Genomic DNA, 14,153 nt, shown 5'->3' with positions numbered 1-14,153 from the left:
CCACGACCGGAAGCGACCGATTGCGGACACCGGCTTTGTATGTATCCTCCACTATATGTTTGGGGAGCGACCGATGATCGGGAGGCGGAAGGCAATCACAGCGGTGGCGTGCGCCACGTTTATGCCGGGAACGGCAATGTCTTGTCAGATATCATCGCCTCGCCCAGACCCTGTATTTGATAGGCAGGCGCAAGAAAAACGTTTGAGACTCGTCGAAAGGTTTTTTGAGAAGATCGGTCAAGCGGGGTCGTTCGAAGAAATCGAGCGCTCGACCGAGAGCATGCGACGGGCCAGTTTTCGGTGGCCCGCTCCGCAACCGTTCCAACTGCTGGAAGCCACGCCAGTGGGCGATCTGGTGATCGCGCGCGCACGAGGGATTGAAGCCACGCCCGAGAATGAGTGCAATCCGTTCGTCACGGTCCACGCTTATTACTCGTTCCATTTCGACCAAGACCAGATCGCTCTGATGAATATGATTAGTTATGGCGCTCTGTGGCCGGCCCAAGAGATACCGGAGGCTATTTTTCTGGAACGAGACTAACTCGCTCTTGAGCAGCCGACTGTTGCATCCGCTTGCCATCCCATTCAGCCACCTGTTCGCTGCGAGCCAGCGCCGACGCTTGACCTGGCCGGTAGCAGACGGGCGGATTCAAGACCAAATTTGCTCTCAGCGGACGTTTGGAGGGCGACCTGAACTCATAACGCACTGCGAGCACCCGAACTCCCGCTACCGCACGCCCCGGTCGGTGGTCCCGACAAACACGAGCGGCGCCCAAACCGCCGGAGACGAGGTATCGTCTTTTGCGCGAAGCGCCAGTATCGCCTGCCGGAACGCAGCCCCCGGAGCGCCGGGATGCTTTTCGATGCCTGCAAAGAGATGCGTGACGATTTCGGCCCCGGCCTCATCGTCGAGCGGCCAGTGCGACACCAGAAGCGAACCCGCGCCAGCATAAAAGAAAGACTGCGCCAAGCCCGACAGCCCGTCCGCTTCGGCGCTGCCGTTCGAACTTGCCGTGTTGCACGCCGACAGTACGACGATATCCGCTGCGAGCTTCAGTTGCGCGGCTTCCGAGGCGGTGAGAAGACCATCGTCCCTGTCGGACTGCGCCCCCGCTAATGGCGGCGTGAAGACGAGACCCGGCTCGCCATCGAGCCCCGTCTCGCTCGCCAGCAGACCGTGCGTCGAAAAAAGGACATAGCGTGCATTGGCCAGCCCGGGATTCGACTTGACCGATCCCTCGGTCGCCGCGGAGCCCATAAGAGCAACAGTCTGTCCAGGATCGAACATCGATCGCACGCCCTCGATCTCGCGGCGCGTGCCTGGAAGCGAAGGCATCGCCATGATCCGGGCCGGGTCCGCTATGCCACGCTGGAACAGTTCCGAATATTCCACGATACCCCGGTCGTCGCCTGGATGACCCTTGAGCGCCGGATCGCCCGCAGCGAACAGGATCGTCTGCGATGACGGACGATTGCGTCCGGGTCCAGGGCCGCAACCGGCCGGGCGATCACCCGCAGGCCGAAGCAGGCAACGCAACGAGTAAAGGCTTGAAACCGACGGCAGCGTCGAAATCTCGTAACGATCAATCAGAAATTGCGGCTTCTGCGTGTCGGCGCCGGCTGTGACGAGCAAGGTCAACGGCAGGCTGCTCAGCGGACCTGGCGTCACGGTCATCAGACGTGTTGCGCCGCCGAGGGACGTTTCGATGGGCGCAATGAGCTCCTGATACAGATTGCGCGCAAGCTGCTCGTCGAAATTGTCGACGCTCCCGGCCCAGCGCTCGCGAAGGTCGCGCTTGATCTGACCGCGCAGCCGCTCAACGCTCTTCGCCAAGGCATCGCGGGTCAGGGTCGAACGATGCCATGTAAATCCCGAGAGCGTCAGAACAAAGACCGACGTGCCCCGCTCGTCAGAAAGGAAGAAGAGAACGGCCTCGTCCTTGTCGAGCAGCGCCTGCACCCGTTCGGCGGCGATCGGCCGAGGCTTGACGAGCTGATCATAGGCGGGGTCGATCGCGGCGATCTCCTCGGTCGACATCTCGTCCATCACGGCATCAACGTCGCGCAAATAGAATCTTCCGAGCAACTCGCGATCGGTATCGGGGCTGCCGGGAACCGATAGCCATTGCGCGATCTCGCGGTTGAGCGACGCAACGCTCGCGCGCACCTCCTCGCGGAACCGCTCCCTTTCCGCGACCGGGCCGTCGCTGCGCGATGTGCGTGCCGAAACCTTGGCGAGTGTCGCCGCGGTCTCGCCGATCGACGACCATTGGGCCGCCTCGAACGCTTCTCCGCGCGTGAGCGAGCTCGCCGCTTCGGGAAGAAGGGCGCCGAGCAGTCCCTCAAAGACGGGACGGTAGCGCCGGACGGCGCGCACAAGCCCCTCGGTTGTGTCGGCCGCCTCGACCCGCGCCACCGCGCCTGAGACGGCCTGCCGATATTCGGCCGCGGCATCGGCGCGCTGCGCCGGATCGAGTGCGAGGATGGCAGCGCCGCGCGCCGCATGCGCATCGATGCGCCGGTCGTCGCTCCTGTCCCAGGTCGTATCGACGACCGGCATTGCCTCGGCGAGAATCGGGGCGCCTTCGTTAGCGCGCCCCTCAGCGACGAGCGCAGCGCCGAGCCGGGTCAGAAATTCGAGACGCGACGCGCCCCGCCCGCCGCGGAGCAGGTCCGGCTCGGCATCGAAGCGCGCCACCGCCTTTGCCATGTTCCCGCTCCGCGCGAGAAAAGCGATCTCGTCGCGGGCGAGGCGACCCCGGACTGCCGCCCAGTCATCGGGGTCCCATCCCTCGCCGTTATGCTCGCGTTCCCATTCATACCCGGCCGCCGCCTCGACATAATCCGCAGCGCCACCGGCCGCTTCGCCCGGCACCAACGCCGCAACCGCCAGAAAATCGGGGAGCGCGCGTTTAGCTTCGGGGGAGCCCATCATTGCCAACGTCGAGAGCAGGCTGTCGGCGGCGGCGAGATAACCGCGCGCCTCCTCATTGCGGCCCTGCAGCGCAAGGTTGCGGGTCAGCCGCAGGAGCGACATGCGGAGCGCCGCATCGGAGAGCCGCTCGGTTCCCTGGAACTCCATTGCCCGCACGATGTTGTATCGCAGCCCGTCCCGCAAAAACTGCTCGCCTTCCACCGGCCGGCCGTAGAGCGTCAGCATCTCGCCGAGGTTGCCGAACGCCGACGCGAAGATCGGCCCATCGAAGCCCTTTAGCCTGTTCACCTGGGCGTGAAGGAGGCGCGCGGTGCGAAGGGCCATACCTTCGCCCTTTTCGTCGCGATCGAAATCACCATGATCCACCGCCCAGGCGGTCAGCGCATCGCTTTGCAAGGCGAGCAGTCCGACGCAAGGATCGGACCCTTTGCCCGCGACGCAAGCTTCATGCTCGCGGCGTGCCAAAGTCATCGCCTCGTCATAGCGTTTGGCGGCGAGCGCATCGTTCAGCTCGGCACTCGCGGGAACGGGGTCGACGGACAGCTTGGCGGAAACCTCGGGCGCGGCCAAGGCAAGCGCCGCGAAGAGCAACCATGATTTGCACCGGATCAATTGCACGCCCCCTGCCCTAGCGCGACCCCTGACCGACCTACCGCGGCGCGCGGAGGACGCAAGCAAGATCGCTGCGCCTTACCGGCCTCGCGATCGCCGCCTCGGGCGCCAAAGCAGTTTTTCGAACACCCGCAACCGATATGTGCAAGCTAGGCAGCGGCAGACGGCTACATTCCGGGTACGGCTCCGCCCGTCAGCGCTTCTTGCACGCAGGCCTGCTGGAAAGCGCGTGCGGCGCCCGGATCGGCGCGAGCGAGCGCCGTGACCGCCGACGTGGCCGCGGCGCGGCGTTCCTCGGAGAAATCCTCCGTCCGGATGTTCCACCAGTCGCGCACCTGCCAGCTCGGCCCCGATACCTGTCCCTCGGCGGCGAGCTGGCCGACGAACATTTCCACATGCGCGCGGCAGACGGCCTCGTGGGCGCCGCTCTCGCTGCCGGATGGCGCCCAAGCGGTCCGCTGCGCGCGTTGCGCGCGGTAGCGCGCGAGCAGCGTGCGGCCGTCGATTGCGGCCACATGCTTCACCTGCCGGGCTGGATCGCGACGGCAGATCATTCTCAGACTATGGTCTGCAAGGTCGTTAGCCGGCTTCGCGGCCTCACCCTCGCCGAACGACCGCAGCTTCGCGCCTGAACTCGAGAAGGCGGCGCCCCCGAGCAGCTGCGACTTGAGCGTAAGGCAGTCGGCACGATAGGTCGCCGTCGTAAACGCCGCGCCGTCGGCATCATCCTGCGGCAGCGTGAAGGCGGCCGCGAAATCGAGCGTCGCGTTGCCGCGGTCGACCCAATGGAGATCGAAATATTTGGCGCCGTTCGGACCCAGTGTGTCCGGCACGGCAACGGCAACCCCAGCTTTCGCAAGAAGCGCTTCAAGCTCTTTGCCGAGCGCCCTGGCTTCGTCATCAGAAGCCCCTGCCAATGCTAGCCGATACTGCCCCTCGGCACCATCGGGCAAGCCGAGCGCGACGTAAGCGCGTGCCAGATCGCGATGCCACTCAGGCAGGATCGCGAGCATATGATGGCGCGGGGCCACCAGCGTTTCGAGGATGCCCGCCGCTTCGGCGGGGTGACCCGCGTCGATCGCTTGCGCTGCGATCCGAGCGGCGGCGGCATCCCTGTCGGCCTGGCTGCCGTCAACGGCTGGAGGCACGGAAGCACCGACTGCCACGGAAGGGCCGATGACCGCGAGGAGGAACCCGGCGATGACATGCCGGCAATGGGTCGCGCCTCGCTTCGCCTGATGCCTCACAAGGTGAGCCTTTTTCCCGCCCGGCTGCGGCGCATCCATTCTCATCACCGATCCCCCATGATCGTACTGCCCTGGTTCCCTCACCCGCGCCCGCTTCTCGCATCGCGGGCCGACAGAACAAAAAGATCGGAAACCTTTCATTGGAGCAAGCTGATTCGCCTGTTTTGCGGCGAGAACTCCCGTGCAAAAAAATCAGGCCGGATTTGACGTGAGCGCTATCGTTTTGCTGCGCAGCGACTAGCCTTCGCTTCCTTCATCGCTCACTTGCGATATTGCCATTGATACTCGGGAATATTGCCCTTGCGAAGGAAAGCGGCGGTCCAGAAATTGATCGTCAATCCCGGCTTGCCGCCGTAGGCTGCCGACTGCACGAAAGCGTGGCCAGGACAAGCTATGGTGTCCGACCGCGAGGTGTCGATCAATTCCAGGCATTGTCCGACGAACCGTGCCGACTTGGGTCCAGTCGATTCCACGCCCGTGATGCGAGCGATGACGGTTCCAGCAGGTGCCGCGATCTTCTTGAGGTAGGGATCAGCGGTGTCGTTCTCCACGATAGTCACAACGCCATTTGCCACTGACAGCTTGATCTTGTGGTCAACGCCGTACCATTCGCCATCGATCGCCTTGACCGGATTTGCCGGCAAGTCAGGCACCGTCTGAGCCTGCGCCGGTACTGCCATCAGCGCCAACGCCACCATCATATTCGCAGTTCGCATCTGTTTTCCCCCGTTACAGGATTGAGGCTGCAGCATTCCGCCCAGCCTGGCAATAGCGGCGATCATTGAAAGGGTCGCAGCGCTTCCTTCGACACACAATTTGGCCCGTCGCCTCCCATGAGCGGCGAACGGTTGGCCGCATCCAATGCTCCTCCGCAACCTTTTGTTAACCTCGAAACCGCATTTTTGCCGCGGGGGGCACTCATACGGCAGCAGCCGAGCGAATGGAGAGTTCGCAGTGCTCGAATTTACGACGAGGCCGACATCGGTCGCCGGGCCGGTGGGGCCGCTGACAATCGACGATCTGCCTTCATCGACGGCAGGCTATTGGGTCGCGCGCCGCAAGGCGGAGTTGCTTGCCGCGATCGATGGCGGACTGATCGGGCTGGCCGACGCCTGCGCAAGATACCGCCTCAGCGGCGAAGAGCTGGAATCGTGGCGCCGCACTATCGACCGCGCGGGCATAGCCGGTCTGCGCGTGACGAAGGCACCTCGCCCGCGGCATCAGACTGTCGGATAGATTCTTCGCCACCGCCCGCACCCCCACTGCGTGCGGTGTCCAAGGGGACGGCGCGAGCAGACTGGTCCCTCTCGCGCCGTCCTTTCACATCAGCGGCATTTCAATTCGCCGCGATCGATAGCCCGCCCGAGCAGCCCGCCGCCGGCCGCGCCGATGATCGTGCCGACCGTGCGATCACGCCCGCCATCGAGTTCGCGCCCGACGAGCGCACCGACGGCGGCGCCAATGATCAATCCGGTCGTGCCATTCTCGCGGCGGCAGTGGTAGCGGCCATCCTTGCTCCGCCAAATGCGATCATTGTGCGAAATGCGGCGAGGCTCGTAATAGCGCCCATATCCGTCATAGAGGCCACGATCCTTGGCGCGCTTGCCGTGCGCCGGCGCCCAGGGCGGCGGATCCGCCAGCGCCGGGCCGGCGGGAACGGCGAGCGCAGCGAGGACCGCAGCGGCGATATATTTTTTCATGACCCGTCTCCTTCAATCAGGCACCGGACGTAGCGGCGCGCAGCCGAACACCGGCTGAACAAACCGCATGAGCGGCCGATTGCCTACCGAACGATTCCTATCTGAAGCAACCGGTGGTCGACGTCCAATGCGCGCCAGGGCAGCTCTTTTGGCGCAGCGGTACAATAATTACCCGGCCCTCGACATTATCTGCGCCGTGCGACCCAGGAGACCTCGTCCTTTCAGGAAACCGAGATCTTCATCTGACGCCCGCACGGTTTCGGCCGCGCGGGCGTCTTTTTTGGCGCTTGCCGGTTGGCGATTGGAATGGCCGATTGGGTCGGGCGGCTTTCAACTCCAATTCCAGATATGCGGACATTCCGTCGCAGTACGACAATGCCGTGGCCCCTCGTTTCTTGGCGCGGCCTGATCGGTACACTGCGCTAGATCAATCTCGGACCTTTCTTCCGATCCCATTCGACAGCATTCGGTCCACCGGCATTTTTTGCGCGGGATGTCACAGCGGAAGAATCCCGCTCGTCAGGCATGGTGACGCCGATTTTGGCTCAGGAAGAAAGGAAGATCAGATGAACCGGTTGAATTGGTCCGAAGTGGCTCCCGCTGGAGCGAAGGCGCTCTACGGTGTGCACCATTATGTCACCACCAGCACGGGCCTGCCTGAAGAACTGATTCACCTCGTCTTCCTCCGCGTCTCGCAGATCAACGGATGCGCTCACTGCATCGATCTGCATACCCGGGACCTTCTCAAGACCATGCCGATCGACAAGATCGCGCTGCTTCCGGTGTGGCATGAAGTCCCGCATCTGTTCCCAGACCAATATCGCGCGGCTTTGGCCTGGGCGGAGGAAGTCACGCGTGTCAGCGAGACCCACGCTTCCGACGAGGCCTATTCAGCAGCAGCCGAGGCATTCGAGCCGAAAGACCTCGTGGACCTGACGATCGCGATCGCGGCGATGAACGCCTTCAACAGGCTTGGCGCACCATTCCGTCTTCCGGTTGCGGTCAAGCCCTGAGGCGCGAGAGCTGCTCCCTTTTTGGCGTCGCGGTACAATATCAGGTCTACCAGCGAAGCTAGGCGCGCCATGCGACCCAAGAGAGCTCTTCCTTTCAGGAAACTCAGCTCTTTATCTTACGCCCGTCCGATTTCGATCGGGCGGGTGTTCTTTTTCGGCAAATCGTTCGTTGTGGCCGACCGGAGACAGTCTGCTGATGGCATCAGAATGCAAGGAGCTGCCATTAGGTCCGTTGCGGCAGATTGCAGCTCCGGCTTCGTTGGCGAGAATGGTCAGCCACGGTCCCGCGGTCTGGACAATTTACAGGTGCGACACTGCAAGTGCGCTTGGGTGCGAGGTCGCAACGTCAGCCGTTGAGGCATTGACCGAGACCGGGGGCTTGGTTTCTGAAGTGCAACAGGCCGTTTTCCCACCGGGCGATTGAAACGATCATTCCTCGGCAGCACCGAAGTCAGACGGGCGTCGCCGAGCAGAATTTTCATCCCTGTGCGCCAGCGCCTGTGCGATGCGATCGAGCAGGTCGGCCCGGCGATAGGGTTTGCCAAGCACGTCACGCTCGCTGCGAAGTGGTCCTTCGACGACTAAGTCCTCGTTATAGCCCGTGGTCATCAACACGGGCACTTGAGGTGCGAGCCGCCGGACTGCTTCCGCGAGCGCAATGCCATCCAGGTTTCCGGGCATCACCAGGTCGGTGAAGACTAGATCCACCATGTCGGTGGCAAGCAGGTGCTCAAGCGCCACGAGACCCGCGTCACCATTCTCGGCGACCGTTACGCGATAACCAGCGTCCTCGAGATTTTCGCGCGCCAGCGCGCGGACTTCGGCATCGTCTTCGACCAGGAGAATATGGGCCTCGCCGCGTTCGACAGACTTTTTTGGACCCACAACCGGCACATCGGGTTCGTCAGATGTGGAGACCGGGAAAAGAATGCGTACGGTGGTGCCCTTGCCGACCTCGCTCTCGATTTCGAGCCGCCCCCGCGATTGCAGGACGAAGCCGCTCGCCATCGCGAGGCCCAGCCCTGTCCCCTTCCCGGTAGCCTTGGTCGTGAAAAACGGCTCCACCGCCCGCGCGATCACATGCTGCGCCATGCCTTCGCCCTCGTCGACTAGCTCGACCGAGATATAGTCACCCGGAGAAAGTCCCCGGGCCGGTGCATCGCCGTTCAGATGGACCTTCGCCGTTGCAATCGTCAGGACGCCACCTCCCGGCATCGCGTCGCGCGCGTTTAGCGCAATATTGAGGATCGCCATTTCGAGCTGCTCGGGATCGACGACCGCCTTTGGAAGGCCGCGCCGGAGCGACAGGTGCAGTTCGATGCGGCCGCCGAGCGAAGCCTCAAGCATGTCGGCGAAGCCATTGATGCAATCGTTCACATCGACAGCCCTGGGCGTCAGCCTCGTCTTGCGCGCAAACGCGAGGAGCTGGCCCGTGAGCTTGGCGCCACGCTCCGCTGCGCCCCGCGCGCGTGCCAGATAGCCTCGCTGCTTTGCATCCTCGATACGGCTCCCGAGCAATTCGAGGTTGCCGTTCACGACCTGAAGCAGATTGTTGAAATCATGCGCGAGCCCGGCGGTGAGCTGACCGATTGCCTCCATCTTTTGGGCCTGCTGCGACGCCTGTTCGCTCTCTCGCCGCCGCGTCACATCGAGCTGGCTTGCGAAGAAATGCAGAAGCTTGCCGCCAGTGTCATAAACCGGTCCGATAAAGACCGCATTCCAGAACGGCGTCCCATCGCGCTTGTAGTTCAATATCTCGAGGGCGATCGATTGGCGGTTCGCGACTGCAGACCGGAGGTCCGCGACAAGCTCGCGATCGGTTTGCGGCCCTTGCAGGAAACGGCAGTTCCGCCCGAGAACCTCGGTCTCTTCATAGCCGGTCAGATCGAGGAAGGCCTTGTTCGCGAAGACGATCGGATTATCGGCAATGTTCGGATCGGTCAGGATCATCGGCATCCTGGTCATCTCGATCGCGGCGAAGAAGATATTGCTTCGCTCGTCGAGGCCTGAATGGGTCAGCGTGGTTTCGCGTCGATGATCGCCAAGAGTGGCCCCAGCCGAAGGTTCGGTCCCGCTCGCTCCGGCGTCGAGCTCCTCATGATCTGTCACGCGGTCAACAGCCTCCATCTCGCCCGCTTACCGGGCGGCTAACATCGTGATACCCATACGCCCCCGTGCCGATTTTGTTGCACCGTAGCGTGGCTCTTGCCGGAACGAAATCGTCCCTATGACGTTCATCCGCGGGGAAATTGTCAAGGGTCGGCCAAGGTGGCGGATCGTCCCATGCGAACGGGAGACGCATGCCACGGTCCGATCAGCTAAGCCGCGAGGAATTGCTCGAGCGTCAGGCATTTCAACTCGCCCTGCTTACAGAGCTGCGCGATCTCGCGGACCCCGTGGCGATCCTCGCGGCAGCGGCCACGCGGCTCGGCACTCATCTCGGCGCGACACGGTGCGGATTCGCTTCGAACGCCGGCGAGGCCGGCATGAGAATCGCGTCTGAATGGACGAAAGACGGCGCGTCGCGCAGCGGCGAGGTTTCACGATTGCAGGGGGCGACGAACGGCGAGCTCGCCCAAGGTGACACCGTAGTCACGACAGGACACAAATCCGATGACCATTCGCGGCACGACATTGCGGCACAGATTCTCTGTCCCATGACACGCGAAGGCGTGCTGGAATCGGTGCTTTACGTCGAAAAGGACGCGCCGCACGCATGGACGACGGGCGAAATCGCGCTCGTCGAGGATGTCGCGCTTCGCATTCGCGAGGCGGTCGATCGTGCGCGCAGCGACGCGGCGCTCAAGGCCAGTCGCGAAGAACTCGAGCTCGCGACACGCGCCGCCGAGCTTGGTCGTTATGATTATCGCCCGCGCGAGATGAGTCTATCCTGGGATGACCGGTGCCGTGCACTCTTCGGGATGTCACCGGGAGTTCCGGTCAGCTACGAAAGCGCATTTCTCGCCGGCCTTCACCCCGATGATCGCGAGCGCGCAAACCGCGCCGTCGCTGCGGCTCTCGATCCCGATGGAAGTCACCGGTTCGATGTCGAGTACCGCACGGTCGGCATCGAAGACGGGGTTCTTCGTCACATTCGTGCGCAAGGCCTCGCATTTTTCGACGGCCGAGAGCCTGTTCGGCTCATCGGCACCGTGCAAGACGTTACGCGCGACCGCGAGGCCAGCGCCAAGCTGCGCGAGGTCGAGGAGCGCCTTCGTCTCGCGGGACGCGCCACGAACGATGCGATCTGGGACTGGGATTTTCGCACCAATCATGTGACGTGGAATGCCGCTCTCGAAAGCGCTTACGGTCACAGGCCCGACGACGTTGTGCCGACCGGCGAATGGTGGCTTGCGCAGATCCACGCTGAAGACCGCGCGCGGATCGATGCGAGTATCCATCATGTGATCGACGGAGGCGCGAGCGATTGGACTGACGAGTATCGCTTTCGCCGTGCGGACGGCAGCTACGCCGACATTCTCGACAGGGGCTATGTCATTCGCGGTGAGGATGGCGCGCCGATCCGGATGGTGGGCGCAATGCTTGATGTATCGGCTCGCAAAGCGGTAGAGCGCCGGCTTCAGCAGGAGCGCATGCGGCTGGTTGAAGAGGTCAGAGAGACTGCCGCCGAGCGCGATCGTGCCGAAGAGGCGCTCAGGCAATCGCAGAAGATGGAAGCTGTCGGCCAACTCACAGGCGGCATCGCGCATGACTTCAATAATCTGCTGACCGGCATTTCGGGGTCGCTCGAAATGATGCAGATCCGCATCGCTCAGGGGCGCGTCGCCGAGATCGACAAATATTCGGTCGCCGCGCAGGGCGCGGTCCGGCGCGCCGCTGCGCTCACGCACCGCCTTCTCGCCTTCTCGCGCCGTCAGACGCTCGATCCCAAGCCGTGCGACGTGAACCGGTTGATCTTCGACATCGAGGAATTGGTGCGCCGAACGGTTGGCCCCTCGATCACGGTGGAGACGGTGGGCAAGGCGGGATTGTGGTCGACGCTGGTGGACACCAATCAGCTCGAGAACGCTATTCTCAACCTGTGCATCAACGCGCGCGACGCGATGCCCGAGGGCGGACGGATCACGATCGAGACAGCCAACAAATGGCTCGACGGACGCGGCGCAAGGGAGCGCGATCTCGAACCCGGCCAATATGTGTCCCTCTGCGTGACCGACACCGGGACGGGCATGACCGACGAGGTCGCCGCGCGCGCTTTCGATCCATTCTTCACGACCAAGCCACTTGGCGAAGGAACAGGCCTCGGCCTGTCGATGATTTACGGGTTTGCTCGTCAATCGGGGGGACAGGTTCGTATCTACAGCGAGGTCGGGATGGGAACGACCATGTGCATCTATCTCCCGCGCTACCTGAGCGCTGAGGAGCCCGACACGGTCGATCCCGATCCGCCCGCGCCAACGTCGATCGATGGCCCCGGGCCGGCACGCGGCAATGTGCTGGTCGTCGACGACGAGCCGACGATCCGCATGCTCGTCGCCGAAGTGGCCGAGGAATTGGGCTATCAGGTTCTCGAGGCGTTCGACGGGCCGAGCGCGATGCGGGTCCTGCAGGCAAAGGAGGTCATCGATCTTCTGATCACCGACGTCGGTCTACCCGGCGGCATGAACGGACGGCAGATAGCCGATGCCGCTCTCAGCCTTTGCCCTAGCCTGAAAATTCTTTTCATCACGGGCTATGCGGAGAATGCTGTCATCGGAAGCGGGAGGCTCGCGCCTAACATGGCGCTCATTACCAAGCCTTTTGCGATGGACGCGCTCGCGCACCGGATACGCGAAATCATGGTTTGAATTGGCATGCACACGTGTTGCTCGCCCAGTCGCAACGCTGTTTTGATGCCGCTGTGTAACGGTGCGCTATAAGCTGCGCTGCTCGCCGCCTCCGATTTTCCAGATATAGCGCGACGGCATTTCGCTGTCATCGAACGAACTGCGTTTCTTGCGGCGCCGCTTGGCCGCTTGCCGTCGGTCTGCTTCTGGCACAATATTCGCTAAAGCGGACAGGCAAAGAGGCGGAGCCTCTTGAAGCGCCTGCTGGCTCGTCAATACGGGATAGGCCTTCTATCCCAGCCGTAGAACCCGCCGCTATCCGTTGACGATAGCTGATCGATGACGCCTAGAATGTGCATCGCGCTATTATTCGCACTAAAGAGCGATGATTCAGCTACTCGCGCCTGAAACGGCTCCGAGAGCGGCGTGTCGACTGTTCCGGGGTGCAGTGCCGCGACTATCGCTTCCGGATTGCTGCGGCCGAGCTCTATCGCGAAGCATCGCACCAGAGCATTGAGCGCCGCCTTGGAAGCGCGGTAGCTGTGCCATCCGCCAAGTCTGTTATCCGCAATCGAACCAACGCGAGCAGAAAGAAATATGGCGACGGCCCGGTGTCTTCGGCCGAGCAGTGGAAGAAAATGCTTTGCGGCGAGCGCGGGCCCGATGCTGTTGACCGCGAATACTTCGGCCATAACCGATGCATCGAGCTGCCGAAGGCTCTTTTCAGGACGGATCTCAGCCCCGCGATGCAGCAGCCCCGTCGCCACGATCAACAAGTCGAGCGCGCCATCCTGGGCAATTTGGCGACCTGCCTCGGCAAGCGTGCCGTCGTCCAATATGTCGATCGTCAGCGTTGTCACATCGGGATGACGCGAAGCATCGGGCCGCCTGGTCCCGGCATAGATGCGGTCAAATCGGCCCGATGCGACAAGTTGCTCGACAAGCGCGGCGCCGATACCGCCGCCACTTCCGATCACCAAGGCGCGCTTGCCGTTCAAATGCCTGCTCCTCACGGCCACAAAGCCGGTCCGGCTGCCTGAAGCTTAAACGGCGGCGGCGCGATATCCCATATGCCTCAAAGGGAAGCTGGAGCGGTGCCTAGAAGCCGGCCTCGACCGCGAGCCGGATCGCATCGGCCGTGGTCTCGACGCCGAGCGCGCGCAGCAGCGCAGCGCGGTGCATCTTGATCGTCCGCTCCGACAGCGACAGCGTGAAGGCAATCTGCTTGTTGAGCTGTCCGCTCGCCATCAGCTTCAACACCTCGCGCTGCCTCGGCGAGAGCGCCTCAATATGGGCGCGCGCTCGCGTGCTCCGTCCTCCAACCGCCTCGCCGGTCTCGTCGACCTCGATTTGCGAGCCGAGAAAATATTCGAGAGTGCCGCCGGGGCCAAAGATTGGCGCGACCAGCACGGCATTGCGGAAGGGCGTTCCGTCTTTCCGGTAGTTGAGGATCTCGACGAGCGCCGGCCTCTGCTCCCGGATGGCGGCGCGCAAGGTCTCGGTCAGTTCGGGCTCGGTGCCCTGCCCGGCGAGAAAGCGGCAATTGCGTCCAAGAATTTCGTCCGACCCATAGCCGGTGAGCGCCGAGAAGGCAGCGTTGCACTCGACGATCGGATTGTCAGGCAGACGCGGGTCGCTGATCACCGCGGCGATCGGGCTGGCCGCGATCATTGTCTTCAATGACATAGTATCTGCCTGCTCTCCCCTGGGTGCCCCAAGGGACATGTTGCGACACTTCCCCTCGCTCATGCAAGCCTGCGTCGATGACAATTGCGACGAACCGGAAAAATTACGTATGACGCCCAGCAGATTGACGGCACAGTCATGCCTACGGGCGGGCGTAGGACATTGTGCGAGCC

At 63.0% G+C, this 14,153-nt stretch carries 12 protein-coding genes; 6 read left to right on the top strand and 6 right to left on the bottom strand.

What is annotated here, in order from left to right; genetic code table 11:
• Nucleotides 1-202: 202 nt before the first annotated feature.
• Nucleotides 203-541, top strand: a complete 339-nt coding sequence (locus SC1_RS07170; protein ID WP_056350203.1) for a hypothetical protein — start codon at nucleotides 203-205, stop codon at nucleotides 539-541.
• A 186-nt stretch (nucleotides 542-727) separates the two neighbouring features.
• Here the strand turns inward: SC1_RS07170 and SC1_RS07165 are convergent, their stop codons facing one another.
• Nucleotides 728-3,553: a CHAT domain-containing protein gene (locus tag SC1_RS07165; protein ID WP_152682328.1), complete on the bottom strand. Its 2,826-nt coding sequence runs from the start codon at nucleotides 3,551-3,553 to the stop codon at nucleotides 728-730.
• A gap of 309 nt (nucleotides 3,554-3,862) precedes the next feature.
• Here SC1_RS07165 and SC1_RS22615 point away from each other — a divergent pair, with 309 nt between their 5' ends.
• Nucleotides 3,863-4,027: a hypothetical protein gene (locus SC1_RS22615; protein WP_083435727.1), complete on the top strand. Its 165-nt coding sequence runs from the start codon at nucleotides 3,863-3,865 to the stop codon at nucleotides 4,025-4,027.
• 536 nt (nucleotides 4,028-4,563) lie between these two features.
• A complete protein-coding gene (locus SC1_RS21510) occupies nucleotides 4,564-5,001 on the top strand; it encodes a hypothetical protein (RefSeq protein WP_083435726.1) in 438 nt (145 codons plus the stop codon).
• A 53-nt stretch (nucleotides 5,002-5,054) separates the two neighbouring features.
• Here the strand turns inward: SC1_RS21510 and SC1_RS07155 are convergent, their stop codons facing one another.
• A complete protein-coding gene (locus SC1_RS07155) occupies nucleotides 5,055-5,576 on the bottom strand; it encodes a hypothetical protein (protein WP_152682326.1) in 522 nt (173 codons plus the stop codon).
• 172 nt (nucleotides 5,577-5,748) lie between these two features.
• Here SC1_RS07155 and SC1_RS07150 point away from each other — a divergent pair, with 172 nt between their 5' ends.
• Nucleotides 5,749-6,030, top strand: coding sequence for a DUF1153 domain-containing protein (locus SC1_RS07150; protein WP_062179441.1), 282 nt, complete (start codon nucleotides 5,749-5,751; stop codon nucleotides 6,028-6,030).
• An 89-nt stretch (nucleotides 6,031-6,119) separates the two neighbouring features.
• On the opposite strand, the gene SC1_RS07145 is transcribed toward SC1_RS07150, so the two are convergent.
• Complete coding sequence (locus SC1_RS07145) at nucleotides 6,120-6,494, bottom strand: glycine zipper 2TM domain-containing protein (RefSeq protein ID WP_058538768.1); 375 nt, start codon at nucleotides 6,492-6,494, stop codon at nucleotides 6,120-6,122.
• 566 nt (nucleotides 6,495-7,060) lie between these two features.
• On the opposite strand from SC1_RS07145, the gene SC1_RS07140 reads away from it, so the two are divergent.
• Nucleotides 7,061-7,507, top strand: a complete 447-nt coding sequence (locus SC1_RS07140) for a carboxymuconolactone decarboxylase family protein (RefSeq protein ID WP_062179438.1) — start codon at nucleotides 7,061-7,063, stop codon at nucleotides 7,505-7,507.
• 429 nt (nucleotides 7,508-7,936) lie between these two features.
• On the opposite strand, the gene SC1_RS07135 is transcribed toward SC1_RS07140, so the two are convergent.
• Entirely contained in the window at nucleotides 7,937-9,616 is a 1,680-nt protein-coding gene (locus SC1_RS07135; protein ID WP_238586606.1) for a histidine kinase famiy protein, read from the bottom strand.
• A gap of 191 nt (nucleotides 9,617-9,807) precedes the next feature.
• Here SC1_RS07135 and SC1_RS07130 point away from each other — a divergent pair, with 191 nt between their 5' ends.
• Nucleotides 9,808-12,315, top strand: coding sequence for a PAS domain-containing sensor histidine kinase (locus SC1_RS07130; RefSeq protein WP_062179432.1), 2,508 nt, complete (start codon nucleotides 9,808-9,810; stop codon nucleotides 12,313-12,315).
• A gap of 251 nt (nucleotides 12,316-12,566) precedes the next feature.
• Here SC1_RS07130 and SC1_RS07125 read toward each other — a convergent pair whose 3' ends face one another.
• Nucleotides 12,567-13,292 (bottom strand): SDR family NAD(P)-dependent oxidoreductase, encoded by a 726-nt coding sequence (locus SC1_RS07125; protein WP_062179430.1) that lies wholly within the window; start codon nucleotides 13,290-13,292, stop codon nucleotides 12,567-12,569.
• Nucleotides 13,293-13,392: 100 nt separating this feature from the next.
• Nucleotides 13,393-13,980 carry a PAS domain-containing protein gene (locus SC1_RS07120; protein ID WP_062179426.1) on the bottom strand — a complete coding sequence of 196 codons (588 nt, stop codon included), beginning with the start codon at nucleotides 13,978-13,980 and terminating at the stop codon, nucleotides 13,393-13,395.
• Nucleotides 13,981-14,153 lie beyond the last annotated feature (173 nt).

The sequence above is a fragment of the Sphingopyxis sp. C-1 genome (assembly GCF_001047015.1).
Classification (GTDB): Bacteria; Pseudomonadota; Alphaproteobacteria; order Sphingomonadales; family Sphingomonadaceae; genus Sphingopyxis.
This window is presented reverse-complemented; position numbering and strand designations above follow the sequence as displayed.

Excerpts from the sequence above, each read along its gene's own strand:
- SC1_RS07140 (WP_062179438.1), top strand. The coding sequence starts at position 7,061 with ATGAACCGGTTGAATTGGTCCGAAGTGGCTCCCGCTGGAGCGAAGGCG.
- SC1_RS07155 (WP_152682326.1), bottom strand. The coding sequence starts at position 5,576 with ATGATCGCCGCTATTGCCAGGCTGGGCGGAATGCTGCAGCCTCAATCC.
- SC1_RS07130 (WP_062179432.1), top strand. The coding sequence starts at position 9,808 with ATGCCACGGTCCGATCAGCTAAGCCGCGAGGAATTGCTCGAGCGTCAG.
- SC1_RS07145 (WP_058538768.1), bottom strand. The coding sequence starts at position 6,494 with ATGAAAAAATATATCGCCGCTGCGGTCCTCGCTGCGCTCGCCGTTCCC.
- SC1_RS07120 (WP_062179426.1), bottom strand. The coding sequence starts at position 13,980 with ATGTCATTGAAGACAATGATCGCGGCCAGCCCGATCGCCGCGGTGATC.
- SC1_RS22615 (WP_083435727.1), top strand. The coding sequence starts at position 3,863 with ATGTTCCACCAGTCGCGCACCTGCCAGCTCGGCCCCGATACCTGTCCC.
- SC1_RS21510 (WP_083435726.1), top strand. The coding sequence starts at position 4,564 with ATGGCGCGGGGCCACCAGCGTTTCGAGGATGCCCGCCGCTTCGGCGGG.